Origin of the sequence: Vibrio campbellii CAIM 519 = NBRC 15631 = ATCC 25920, assembly GCF_002163755.1 — a bacterium.
GTDB lineage: Bacteria > Pseudomonadota > Gammaproteobacteria > Enterobacterales > Vibrionaceae > Vibrio > Vibrio campbellii.
In genome coordinates, this window is record NZ_CP015863.1 from 147,848 (window position 1) to 160,286 (window position 12,439).

Below are 12,439 nucleotides of genomic sequence, written 5' to 3' on the forward strand. Positions count from 1 at the left end.
TAGTCGACCTTGAGGAGGGATGGATGTCCCTCCTCAACTTAAAGCACTCGACTCAGTTTTGTTTCAGTCGGACTGAGTTGGTTTTACAGACTGAATTTTCTCTCTGAATAGAGATCTATGGATAGTTAAGGGGCAAGGAATGTTTTCGTTTCTGGTCAAGCGCCTGTTTCAGGCACTGATAGTGATGTTTGTGATCAGTTTGGTGGCGTTTGCCATTCAGGATAACCTGGGTGACCCGCTGCGTGAGCTTGTAGGTCAGTCGGTTTCAGAATCGGAGCGCCAAGCGCTGCGTGACGAACTGGGCCTGAACGATCCCTTTATCACAAAGTACACTCGCTTTGTGGGCAATGCACTGCAAGGTGATTTAGGTACATCTTACTTCTTCAAGCGACCTGCGGTTGAGGTGATTCTCGATAAGCTGGTGGCTACGCTAGAGCTCGTGTTTGGTGCGACGCTCATCATTATTGTTTTTTCTATACTGCTTGGGGTGTATTCCGCGATCCATCCTAAGAGTATTTTTACGAAATTCGTCATGGCGATGAGTAGTGTCGGTATCTCGATTCCGGTGTTCTTAACCGCAATCATGCTGATGTATGTCTTCTCCATAGAACTCGGCTGGTTACCTTCCTACGGGCGGGGTGAGACCGCTAATGTGCTAGGTTGGGAATCTGGTTTCTTTACCATTGATGGTATCAAGCACCTTATCCTGCCGTGTATTGCGCTAGCGTCTATCATGCTGCCGTTGTTCATCCGTCTGGTACGTTCAGAAATGCTGGAAGTACTGAGCTCGGAATACATTAAGTTCGCCAAAGCAAAAGGCCTGAACTTACAAAAGATTTATTACCAACATGCACTTAAAAACACCATGCTACCTGTACTGACGGTTGGTGGTGTGCAGATTGGTACTATGGTGGCTTACACTATTCTTACTGAAACCGTGTTCCAATGGCCGGGCACTGGCTTCCTTTTCCTAGAGGCAATCAACCGTGTAGATACACCGCTGATCACTGCCTACGTTATCTTTGTTGGTCTGATCTTCGTGGTAACCAATACCATCGTTGACTTGCTGTACGGCATCATCAACCCAACTGTGAACTTAACCGGAAAAGGAGCTTAATCATGAGCCAATCAAATGTAACACCAGCTCCTGCAGCCGCACCGTCAGCGTGGCAGCGTTTCAAAGAGTCGGATTTCTTGTATTACTTCAAGCGCGACAAAGTTGCGATGGCAAGTTTTACCGTCTTTATGATGTTCTTAGTGTTGGCGTTGGCTGCGCCAATTCTGGCACCGACAGATCCGTATGATCTGACGTCCATTGACATCATGGATTCTGAGTTGCCACCGTCTTGGATGGAAGATGGCGATGAGCGCTTTGTGTTAGGTACTGATGAGCAAGGTCGCGATATTTTATCGACCATTCTTTATGGCTCTCGCCTGTCTTTGACCATTGGCTTCCTTGCGGTTGGTCTTCAGTTGGTACTGGGCATCATCATTGGCTTGTCTGCAGGTTACTTCGGTGGCCGTATTGATAGCTTCTTGATGCGTTTTGCTGATGTGCAGTTGTCGTTCTCGACCATGATGGTGGCGATCATCGTCTCGGCAATCTTCAAAGCCAGCTTTGGCAGTGATTTTTACAGTCAATATGCAGTGGTCATGCTGGTGGTGATTATCGGCGTGGCAGAATGGCCGCAATACGCACGTACCATTCGCGCCTCGGTATTGGCAGAGAAGAAGAAAGAATACGTCGAAGCGGCGCGTGTGATGGGCTTTAAAGCGCCTCGCATCATGTTCCGTCATATTCTGCCGAACTGTCTATCGCCAATCTTGGTTATCTCGACAGTACAGGTAGCGAACGCGATCATGTCGGAAGCAGCACTGTCATTCCTAGGCTTAGGTCTACCAGTCGACCAGCCGTCACTGGGTGCCTTGATCAGCATCGGCTTTAACTACATCTTCTCTGGTGCATGGTGGATTACTGCCTTCCCAGGTATCGTACTAGTGACATTGGTATTGGTGATTAACCTACTGGGTGACTGGCTACGTGATGTATTTAACCCGAAAATCTACAAAGGTTAGTCATCAAATAAATTGGGCTGTATAGGTTGCCAATTTAATAAATTTCTTCCTAAACTGAGAGCCGGATGCAATTCCGGCTCTTTTTTTGCTTATCAGTTTTATGCATATTTTATTGACGCTTTGTCGCGATAATTTCATCACCTACTGTTTAGAGTGAAGCGTATGGAAATGAAAAAGGCACACTACTCCTCTCGTATCGTCCAATCCGGCTTGAGCCTTGGGTTGCTGGTGGCGTGCGCCCAATTTGCGAGTCCTGTATTGGCGGACGATTTTCTTTGTCAGGCCTCTCAAGCCAGCAACAAAGAGCTGCCAGTTCTAGAGCAATCTTGTCCGATCGGGAAAGGGCTGTGGGGAAAGAAAATGCCGCAAGGAGGCAATGACTTTTTCTGGATCCAGTGTGGTTTGTTGCCAAAGCCGATGTCTTTAGCCAAAGCCAAGCCGATCTACGGCAAAATCACCACCGATGTTTGGATGAAGCCAGAGCAAAAAGGTTATCGTTGCCTTATCGGTCCTTATACTGAATTTGCCAAAGCCTCGCAGGACTTGCAGCGAGTTAAAACTTTGTCGACCTATAAAGAAGCGTTTATTCGTGTGGTTGGCAAAGGTACGTCAGAGCCAGTGAAGCAAACTAAGCCGATGCCGAAGCCTGCCGCGAAGGCAAAGCCTGTGACACCCGTTGCTCCAGTAGCCGCGACTCGTCCGAATACGGATGCTTTCAAAACTAAAGAGGCGCCAGCTAAGGCAGTATCGAAGCAAGCTTCTCAACCAGTGGCGAAACCTACCCAAGCGCCTAAGCCTGCTCAGCCTATTATCAGTAACGATACAGTGCAGGTACGATTGAAGACGATTCTGCAAGGTAAATCGTTTGTGGTGCCGTACTTGGTCGAGAACAACAACCAGTTCTATATGGAACATGGAAAGCCTTGGAACCGCTTAAACTATGCGAGCTCACAAAAGGTATGTCAGCAATTAAGTATGGAGTTAGCGAGTGTCTCGGAATTCAAAACGCTGCGTGCGTCTGGGGTGATGGAGAAAAATAACTGGCCGCTGCAGTTGCCTTACTGGGGTAAAGATAAGAAGGGCTTGTTTGCCGACCGAGAACCTAATCAGCTCACGGGCACTTCGTTACTTAACGTGGTTTGCGTTAAGTAATTAAACGGATACAAAAGAGCCCCGCAAGTGCGGGGCTTTTCAGTAGCATCAAATAGAAAAGTTATTTGAGATAGGTTTCCCCGTGGCAATTAGAGCAGCAATACACTTCTTTGATGCCTTTGCATTTTTCCCAAAAGGTTCTGCGTCGGCGTTGTAAGTGAATATGATTGCAACAAGGTTTTGCTCGAATTGAACCGTATTTACTCATTAATCTTCAATTAAAGGCAGTGATTCCATCACTTTTTCTATTGCTTCTTGAGAGTGTGAGTACAGACCGAACTCTGGGGCTGATACCCAACCGTTTTGTTCAACGCTTGAGTTGATGCCGATGTAGAAATCGCCAAACTCGCGGTTTACATTACGGTGACGAGTTTTGTAATCAGACTCTGAGCCTGTTTCTTCTAGAATCAAAGTTTCGCGATTTGTTTCGTTATCTAGAGAGATAGTCCAGTTACCTGGAGTGTAGAAGCCTTCTGGTTTGATAGACTCGTATTCGTAAACACCGTTAGCGTACTCAAACTTACCTGCAGCATAGAATAGTTCGGTCCCGTCCTGAGCAACGGTCTCGCTTTCTACCATCATATCAAATTCAACCTTACCGTTTGCGACCTTTGCGCTCACCGGTAGTGCTTGTGCGAAAGGTGCATCGGTTGAATCAAACCAGAACAACTCATCACCATCGATTTTCACAAGGATTTGGTATTCGCCTTGTGTGGTTTTGTTTTGGTAAAGCATTTCGTACTCAGAACCTTCATCGTCGTACAATTTGCCGTCTTTGATCTCTACGTCCCAACAATCTTTGTTTTGGTAAGCCGCGTAGTTTGGTAGCTTGTCCAGTTTTGCCAAAATCGCGTATGGGTCGTACTTTGATTCCCAAGAGTTACTTAGGTTATCACTGATGTTTGCCGAGTACTCTTCGCCTTGCTCATCATCGTTTGACCCCCAACACCATAGTAGGCCTTCGTTATCTTTCATCAGAATCGTATGGCCGATTTCACCATCGTTGCGTGCGAAGCTGCCCATTTTTGCCACTTTGCCGTTAAAGTGGTCGATAGTGAAGCCTAGCGATGGTACAACTGGCGGCGGTGTAGCGCCTTCTTTCACTTCTGGTAGTTTAAAGGTTACGCGAGTTTTGCCATCTTCGTTATCTTCTACGTTAACGATAAAAGTTTGGCCTGCAGCGTAAGCTTTTTCTGGTGTACCTTCGATAGTGATGATTGCGTTGTCGTTTTCATCGATAGACAAGCCGTCGATAGAGATCGATTCCGCTGAATACTCTTCTAGTTGGCCATCTTCGTCTTTAAATAGACCAGAGATATCAAGAGTTTGCTCAAAAGCTTCACCTCGTTGTAGCTGCCAGCCATCAACGATACTTTGAAGGCGTTTTTGCTCTTCTTCAATGACGATTGGTGCTTGGTTTGCTGTTTCGATGTCCAGCTCAAATACAGTGCTTACAGTAGAAAGCGCTTTGCCTGCAGAGTCTTTATCTTCCGCTGTTAGGATGATTTCGAACTCACCTGCTTTGGTGACTTCAGCAGCTGGCAAAAGAATCAATTGGTTGCCTTCAATGCGAATGTCGATGCCAGTTCCACCTAGATTGTGAGACAGTTTAGGCGTCACCAGGTTTTGGTCTTTGTCTTTGAATAGACCTTCGATGTTCAGCTCTACACCATCGAAGCTCGCGCCTTTTACGGTTTCAGGTAGGTTATCTAGCTTCTCTTCGGCTGCTTCTTCAACGTCTTCGTTAACAACAAGCTTGTTGTTGACTATGGTTTCTGGCGCTAGGTTTTCGCTTTCTGGTGTGCTGTCAGTGATCACTGGGCGTAGGTTTGGATCATTGATATCTGCACCAGACTCCACCAGACGGTCTACTTCTTGATCAGCTGCTTGCGCGAATTCAGTCGCTTTTTTCTCGTAGTTCGCCGGGTTTTGCGCTTTAGATTCAGTCAGAATCTGAGCGGTTTTATGTAGTTCGGCACTTTTATCTACACCCGAAACGAAATCGCTGTATAGGTCGATAGGTGCTTCTTCCGTACCACCAAGTGCTTGGTTTACTTTTGCTACTGCTTCTTCTTCCGTTAGCGCACTGTCGTTTGCCATTTCAATTGCAACAAGGTCAGTGATTGGTGAGATAACGTTAGAAGAGTTTGGTGCGCGGAAAACGAGTTCGTGTGCCATCGCTTGGCTTGGGTGATCCATGTCTACAGTGTAAGTACCTGCGTAAGTCGGATCTAAAGCGATAAGCTGTTTCTGTTTTGCGCCGTTTGGCGTGATAGTTTGCAGTGCCAGAGTGCTTTCTGGTTTTGCTTTGATTTTAAGCTGACCTTTCTCATCGGTTAGGCCAAGGAATGTATCATTAGCGTCCCATTGACCATTGTTGTTCAGATCTTCAAATACCACAGCATTTTTGAAGTAGCCATCGAAGCCAGTGATCACTACACCAGAGTTGCCACCGTTTGAACCACCATCTGAACCACCACAACCTGTTAGCGCGATAGCCACTGACGCTGCTAGTAAACTCACCTTATTCATTGTTTTAATCCTTGTTTCGTTTCCGAATGAGAAAGTCGCTTTTTATTGTTTTATCTTCCAATCTCACTAGTGAGATTGAAAAAGTAGCGCATTTTGGATCGGTTTTGGAAGCAGCTTCAAGATACGAAAAGCCACAAAAAAACCGTAAAAAAACTTTGAATATTTTTTGTGGCGTTGATTAGTAGTGTGAATGGCGGCTTGAGGTGGCTGTCATTTAATAAAGATACTTATTTTGATTCTTTGCTCATTTGTGAGTGGTTTTTGAACCAATAGGATCGTAATAAATCATATTTATCTTCAACTCCTCTACGCTATTTGCGTATTGAGGAAGTGGGCGCAAGATGTAGCTATAAGCTTCACCCTGAAGAAAAACGTCATTGGCATGGTAGTCATTGTTGAAATAGACATAAGCGTATGCCGACGGTTTAGGAGCAGTCGCGCAATAGGTATTGTTGGAATAAGAAATCACATCGCTAAACATCCCTTCACCAGCGATGATTGAGGTGTCCCAAAACTGACAGAATTCATGAGCAAATAAGTCGTTATTAGACGCGACTATGTTGAGATCTGAGTCGAAACCGTCGTAATACTCATTACCTTGAGCGAAGCGTCGGTCAAAAATATAGTTACCAGCAAGCGCATGGCGATAACCACCGGCAGTCGGAATGAGCAGATCAAATCGGGCGGATTGATACAGCTTCTCTCCTGTGTTGACGTTCAAACGCTCCTCCATTGATCGTTTGTTCTTCTGCATGGTGTAGCTTTCGAAGCGATTATTATCGAAAACAGTGATGAAGTAGTTTTCGGTTTCTTTGTGAACGCGTGAGGTGTAGACCTTTTTGGTGGTCCAGATTTGTTGTGAGTCGCTTGTTTGCACTATTAATGATTCATCGCTGATCTGATACTGACCGACTTTCTTTAATTCATGCTCTTCAGGGCAACGAGTTTTGTTGTTGGAAGCCGCATAAAAGACCTCTTCTTCGACAAATTTAAACGCCTCACAGTACACCACTTCATAGGCGTATTTCTTTCCACCAAGCAATGTTGTGGATTCAAGACGATACACAATGCCATCGATCAGAGGGTGTTCAGTATCATTTTGTTCTTCGGTTACTGCTGGCAGTTCAAAGCGTGTCGTTACCCAAGCATGGTCTTCTATGCCGTGGTGGTCATCACGAGCTGATACAGCCAGAAAGGTCGTTTGGTTGAAGGACTTTGGTGCGCCTTGCAGCATGATTTGTCCTTGATTAAGGACACTTAACCCATTGGCGTTTTCCAACCAAATTCGGGTGGTGAGAAGGTTGCCTTCTGGATCTTCAAACAGCTGCTCCAACCCCAACGAATAGTTGATCGGGTTGTTCTGTGCTAGCTCCCAACCAAAGATGATGGTTTGAAGCTGCTGTTCCACCGCAAGGTTAATGATCGGTTTGCCGTTGTCTGTCGAATCATGGTTTGGGTTGTTGCTAACGTAGGTTTGAGTCAGATTTCCGGAGTAATTGACCACCGATGATCCAAAAGCATCTGGAACCTGTTCAGGATGCTCTGACAAGGTTGATTCGAGAGCTTTTTCAAAGGCGAGATCGTTGCTCCGCTCTAGTGATGACGAGGTTAAAGCTTGTTTTACTTCAATCAAAGAAGTGCGCTCACCATGAGCGGTGTCTTTCTTATCAGTACTATTTTGTGCAGGTTTGATATTGGCAGCGACAGCTGTCGTTTGTTCATCTGAAAGCCAATAGCTTGCCATCAAGCAGATACCAAGTGCGCCTGCAATCCAGTATTTTTTTGTCATGATGTTACGCGTGCGCCATTCTTGAGTGCAGCCAACTGCGTGAAAACTTTAAGTCTTTTTCAATCAAACTGGCGCTGCATTCCAGCAGTTCACAGATCTCTTGGTTTTTCATACCCATCAGGTACTTGAGCTTCAAAGCGTTAGACTGGCGCGGATAACGCACACTGAAGTTGTCGAGCGCTTTATCCATGATGATGAGTTGCTCGAAGCGATCTTCTTCCTCCTTCATCAAGGTGATGTGTTGGCGCTTCTGCGCTTGATGGGCGCGTGCGTTGTCGATCAAGATTTGGCGCATCACTTTGGCTGCCATTAAGAAGAAGTCGCGCTTGGTTTCAATCTCACTCATGTCGCAGTTAGACATTTTCAAATAAGCATCATGAATGAGCGCCGTGGTGCTGTTTACGCTATCGGCCAGTACCTTGTTGTCGGTGCCGTATTTCTCTGCGTTGCGTTCACGTTCTTGCTGAGCAATCTTACGCAATTGTAGGTAAGCGAATTGGTACAACTCACTTTCCGCTTTTTTATCGCCGGCTTGCCACTGCTGGATAATTTGCGTCAGGGTAGATTTAGAAGCCATGGCTATACGTCCTCACTTACTTTTACAAACTCAGAGATAGAATGGGTTTCGATACGATCAGAGCCATCGCGATTACGACTGATGTCTTGCTGGTAACGATACAAAATGCCTTGCTCCCACGTTTTACCTGCTGGCAGGTATTCCCACGTGGTGTAGTTGATTTCTGAAGGGGCGGGTGACCAGCGAACCATCACGTTCATCTGTGCTAATTCGGCGTTTTCCTGCTCGTTGTTAACCCACCACATATCTAAGTATTCGTTAGTGACGTCTTGGGTGTATAGGCTGATATCTGTAGGGCAGGTAACGGCATCGACAGGTAAACGCAATACTTGGTTATGGCGCATTAGAAGACACGATTGTTTCATCGAGTCTTGTAGGTATTGAGTTTGCTGCCACACGCCTTGGTAGGCAATTTGGTTATCAACCGAATCAGGGTAGGTAAACCACAGCATTTCAGTGCGGTTGTGGTGTTTAACGTGTTCATTTGGCCCCAAACCTTGCACTTTTTCCATCAACAGTTGGGTATTTGGATCGAAGTTGAGTGCGACCGAGCGATATTTCCAGTCGCCTTCATCATCATAATCTTCCAGCGAGAAGCCATTTAGATCATTGCGGGTGCAACCTGTATCCGCGCAGCCGAAAAAGCTTTCCCAATCTGAGAACTTTTCAATTGGTTCGATAATGTCTTCGGTGACGCTTTGATTAAGTGCTAAGAAACAGCCTTGGAAGTAGTCCCCCACGCTTGGGTGCTGGATCAGGTTTTCTTCAGTGATGGTGAAGTTGACCTCACCGATTGGTGGGCGATAGCGGGGATGGTGCTGATAACGGACATCGAATGCACAGGCGCGACCTTGCCAATCCTTCTTCTTGATGATGATATTCTTAAAGCGCACATCACGAGGCTCAAAAATGATTTCATCTGAGGCAAAGTTTTTCTCGATGTAGCGTTGGCTTTCATTAAGGTGTTCGACCGCTTCTTGTACCGAAACCCAATCCAAATTGAGTTGTTGTTTAGCGTCATCTAGAAAGTTGAGGTCGAGGCGCTTGAGCTGCGCTTGGAAAGTGGGGTCGGAGAGTACTTTATTGGCCAGTACTATCTCTTGGCGGTTTTCTGGGGTGCTATCGAGAGAGAGCAATAAGCGGGTCATGTTGATGCTGCGACTTGGCTTGGTGGTCGCCATGGTTGGCGTGAGCACTTTTTGGCTCGACATCGTAGTGAGTAGGTAGCCTTTGTCGTCATTGCCGAGGAAGAAGCTGATGACATCGCCAGGGCGATACTGAAACGCGCCTTTATCGGTGTGGCCAAAGAGGTTGGAGCTGGTTTTGTAATACAGACCAGTCACCGGTGAATCGATGAAGAAACCTTGCTTTATGGTAGGCGTTGTTGCTTCTAACGAGGGAGTCGCAGAAGTTGAGCTCGCCCATGCTGGCGCTATCGCTAAAGCAGACAGCCAGATCGCAACGGAACGTGTGTACATCTATGTTTTTAAGCCTTTTTCTTGTTTAGCCTTACTGTTGAGTGCGGTCCTTTGGAGCACAATTTGGCTGACAACTTATTGATTTAGTGAGGTGCTTCTCTGGCACCGGCGTCATCATCGCCAACAACATTTTTTGTTTTATGTGTTTGGGAATATCTGGGTTAGACAGAATTCGCCTGCGTGTCAGCTCCATCATGGCACTGACGGACATTTGCTCGACGTTTTGCCCCTTGGCATGAAAGACAAGGCGCGTGACTTCGTACATGATGTCTTCTGCAATCTTCTTCTCTTGCTTCAGTTGTATGTTCTTTTGAATCAGCGTATTACCAAACAGCAAGCCAGATAACACTAAGATTGCGGACAACACCGATGGCAGCGGTCGGCGTTGTACTAAACGAAGCGTGCTGTACAGCGGCCAGTGCTTCTTTTGCTCAATTGGGCGTCGCTCCAAAATGCATTCAATATCTTGGCGCAGCGCGCGAACATTGAGGTAGCGCTGTTTCGCTTTGGTCCGCGTCGCGCGTCTCACCACCCAATAAATATCTGACCACATTGGCTGATCAGGAAACATCAGCGCCAGAATCTTACCCAGTGAATACACATCACTTTGCTCAGTCAAAAATGCTCCGGCTTGTTGTTCTGGGCTGGCGTATTTCTCACTGAAGGCGATCAATGCTGGAGACGCATCATCACTGCTTGATTGCACCTTTTGTGTCAGGTTGAAATCGAGCAGTTTTGGTCGTTTATTGCGATCAATCAGGATGTTTTCTGGTTTGAGGTCCGCATGTAGAACTTGATGCTGGTGGGCGTGTTCCATTGCCAAACAAATCTGCTTGAACAGCAACAATTTGTCGTTCTCTTTCATTGGCGTGAGCAACAAATAGGAGTCTAGAGTCTGACCAAAAACGCGCTCCATCACGATATAAACCGAGCCGCCGTGCAAGCCGCCATCAAACACTTTGGCAATGTAAGGGTGGTTCAAACGAGCCAGGAGCTGGGCTTCATCAAACAGCGCGCGTTTGCCCAAAACATTACTGAGATTGGCTTGGATGAACTTGATCGCCAGATCTTGTTCAAACGTCTCGTCAGCGCGCAATGCCGCATATACCACCCCCATGCCTCCACGACCTAACTCGTGGGTAAGACGGTACTTGCTGATCACTTCCCCCGTGAGATCGACCTCTTTTGTGGTCGCCAAGCTAGCACCGAAGCCGAGCAACTGTGTCAGTTGTTCTTCTTCACTTTCGCTGGCTAAAAGAGGGGCGACTTGGAGATACAGCTCAGGTTGACTCTGCTGCAATTCGTCGAGGTATTGCTGCTTCTGAGAGTCGTCCAGATCAAGCAGGTGATAGTAAATCTGGGTTTCGCTGGAGATTAACGGCACTGTGCTTCGTATCTTATTGTTTTAGGTACGGTATTTTATAAGAAACTCAATATTAATGTCATTTATTTATTAAGCTCTAAATCACAATGTTAGCATTGCAATTTGATGGCTATTTGAGCGTTAAGGTTATGATTTTATAAATTTTTTAGCAGAAAAAGTTGGCGTGACAAAAATGACCATCTCGCGTTACATGCGCATTTTAGTTATAACGAACTGGAGGAAGAACGTAAATTCGCGTCGCTGCTTTTTTATCAAGTTGACGGCTTAATCTTGATCGAAAGTCACCATACTCAACGCTCTTTGCAGAAGATTAAGAACGCAGGTGTGCTTGTGGTCGAAACCATGGAACTGCCAGAGCTGCCGATAGATATGGCGCTGACTCGCTCTAAAGGCTTTAAGCACAAGAGATGGAGTATTACTGCGATTGAAGGTGCTTTGCAGTTCAAATAAAAACTTAAGCCAATTGGCTGGTTTGGTATTTTTGTCGTGATTGCTGTAGTTATGGTGATGAGGACAGCATAAAAAGCTTTAGAGCTTCCAACAAAGAGTGCGTAGTAGAGTGCTTTCCTCTCGCTTCATAGCACTCTCATATTAGATTCCTCATCTCGCTTAGGCTCGTAGGAATGACGAGGGCTTTCTCCCAACAATACAGCTGGCGCCTTCTTCTGCGCTCGAAACGCTTTGACGAATCACGCTAAAAAACTACGTCCCCAAGTCTGATGTTTGGCTTCTGTCGTATTGCTGGTTAGCCTTGGTGAAATGTGATCGGTAAGATTTTGGGAGTAACTGGCGGTGCGCAAGTACTGCTAATCTGTTTAGACACAGAACTGAACACGCTAGCGGTTGCAGGTGTGATTGATGGCAAAACAGCTCTGGTTGAGTTCCTACGTATGCTAGGTAAAACACCGGTAGCACTTCTGATTACTCTGCTAGTATCTCTTGCGGTATTCGCGAAAGACTACGGCATGACAAAACTTGAGAAGCTGTGTGGCGACTCATTGGCTCCGATCTGTTGCGTTATCCTCGTAACCGGTGCGGGCGGCATGTTTGGTGGCGTATTGCGCGCAAGTGGTATCGGTGATGCACTAGCAGACGTATTAACTGACACAGGTATGCCAGTGATCGTAGCAGCGTTTGTTATCTCTACCAGTCTGCGTGTTGCTCAAGGCTCAGCAACCATGGCACTAACGACAACTGCAGCACTTATCGCGCCAGTAGTGGCAGCATCAACTGGTTTGAGCGAGCTAGACCTATGCTTTATCGTTATCGCGATTGCAGGTGGTGCAACAGTGCTTTCTCACTTCAACGACTCTGGTTTCTGGCTAGTATCTCGTCTACTAGAGATGGATGAGAAAACAACGCTAAAAACCTGGACGGTAATGGAAACTTTACTTGGTGGTATCGCGTTTATTATCGTAGCAACATTAAGCTTTATTCTTTAGAGGTTCCCC

At 46.3% G+C, this 12,439-nt stretch carries 8 protein-coding genes and 2 pseudogenes; 5 read left to right on the forward strand and 5 right to left on the reverse strand.

Features of this window, described 5'->3' with window-relative positions; all coding sequences use genetic code 11:
* Window positions 1–139 precede the first annotated feature (139 nt).
* The 3 genes from A8140_RS00770 to A8140_RS00780 all read left to right on the forward strand — a co-directional run bounded on the left by A8140_RS00770 (window position 140) and on the right by A8140_RS00780 (window position 3,228).
* The gene (locus tag A8140_RS00770) at window positions 140–1,117 is read left to right on the forward strand and encodes an ABC transporter permease (protein WP_005533495.1); all 978 of its coding nucleotides are present in this window, start codon (window positions 140–142) and stop codon (window positions 1,115–1,117) included.
* Between the two features lie 2 nt (window positions 1,118–1,119).
* Window positions 1,120–2,076 carry an ABC transporter permease gene (locus tag A8140_RS00775; RefSeq protein ID WP_005533496.1) on the forward strand — a complete coding sequence of 319 codons (957 nt, stop codon included), beginning with the start codon at window positions 1,120–1,122 and terminating at the stop codon, window positions 2,074–2,076.
* Window positions 2,077–2,238: 162 nt separating this feature from the next.
* Window positions 2,239–3,228, forward strand: coding sequence for an SPOR domain-containing protein (locus A8140_RS00780; protein ID WP_005533499.1), 990 nt, complete (start codon window positions 2,239–2,241; stop codon window positions 3,226–3,228).
* Window positions 3,229–3,435: 207 nt separating this feature from the next.
* On the opposite strand, the gene A8140_RS00785 is transcribed toward A8140_RS00780, so the two are convergent.
* The 5 genes from A8140_RS00785 to A8140_RS00805 form a co-directional block, all read right to left on the reverse strand.
* Window positions 3,436–5,760, reverse strand: a complete 2,325-nt coding sequence (locus A8140_RS00785; RefSeq protein WP_005533500.1) for a hypothetical protein — start codon at window positions 5,758–5,760, stop codon at window positions 3,436–3,438.
* 244 nt (window positions 5,761–6,004) lie between these two features.
* The gene (locus A8140_RS25345; protein WP_005533503.1) at window positions 6,005–7,549 is read right to left on the reverse strand and encodes a hypothetical protein; all 1,545 of its coding nucleotides are present in this window, start codon (window positions 7,547–7,549) and stop codon (window positions 6,005–6,007) included.
* A 4-nt stretch (window positions 7,550–7,553) separates the two neighbouring features.
* Window positions 7,554–8,126 carry a sigma-70 family RNA polymerase sigma factor gene (locus tag A8140_RS00795; RefSeq protein WP_005533505.1) on the reverse strand — a complete coding sequence of 191 codons (573 nt, stop codon included), beginning with the start codon at window positions 8,124–8,126 and terminating at the stop codon, window positions 7,554–7,556.
* Window positions 8,127–8,128: 2 nt separating this feature from the next.
* Window positions 8,129–9,604 (reverse strand): hypothetical protein, encoded by a 1,476-nt coding sequence (locus tag A8140_RS00800; RefSeq protein ID WP_005533507.1) that lies wholly within the window; start codon window positions 9,602–9,604, stop codon window positions 8,129–8,131.
* Window positions 9,605–9,635: 31 nt separating this feature from the next.
* Entirely contained in the window at window positions 9,636–10,988 is a 1,353-nt protein-coding gene (locus A8140_RS00805) for a serine/threonine-protein kinase (protein ID WP_005533512.1), read from the reverse strand.
* 171 nt (window positions 10,989–11,159) lie between these two features.
* On the opposite strand from A8140_RS00805, the pseudogene A8140_RS25490 reads away from it, so the two are divergent.
* Window positions 11,160–11,426: pseudogene (locus A8140_RS25490) on the forward strand (transcriptional regulator); the annotation flags it as partial.
* Window positions 11,427–11,788: 362 nt separating this feature from the next.
* Window positions 11,789–12,430 (forward strand): annotated as a pseudogene (locus tag A8140_RS00815) (GntP family permease); the annotation flags it as partial.
* Window positions 12,431–12,439: the final 9 nt, after the last annotated feature.

Coding starts and splice junctions, on each gene's coding strand:
- A8140_RS00770 (WP_005533495.1), top strand. CDS start 140: ATGTTTTCGTTTCTGGTCAAGCGCCTGTTTCAGGCACTGATAGTGATG.
- A8140_RS00775 (WP_005533496.1), top strand. CDS start 1,120: ATGAGCCAATCAAATGTAACACCAGCTCCTGCAGCCGCACCGTCAGCG.
- A8140_RS00780 (WP_005533499.1), top strand. CDS start 2,239: ATGGAAATGAAAAAGGCACACTACTCCTCTCGTATCGTCCAATCCGGC.
- A8140_RS00785 (WP_005533500.1), bottom strand. CDS start 5,760: ATGAATAAGGTGAGTTTACTAGCAGCGTCAGTGGCTATCGCGCTAACA.
- A8140_RS25345 (WP_005533503.1), bottom strand. CDS start 7,549: ATGACAAAAAAATACTGGATTGCAGGCGCACTTGGTATCTGCTTGATG.
- A8140_RS00795 (WP_005533505.1), bottom strand. CDS start 8,126: ATGGCTTCTAAATCTACCCTGACGCAAATTATCCAGCAGTGGCAAGCC.
- A8140_RS00800 (WP_005533507.1), bottom strand. CDS start 9,604: ATGTACACACGTTCCGTTGCGATCTGGCTGTCTGCTTTAGCGATAGCG.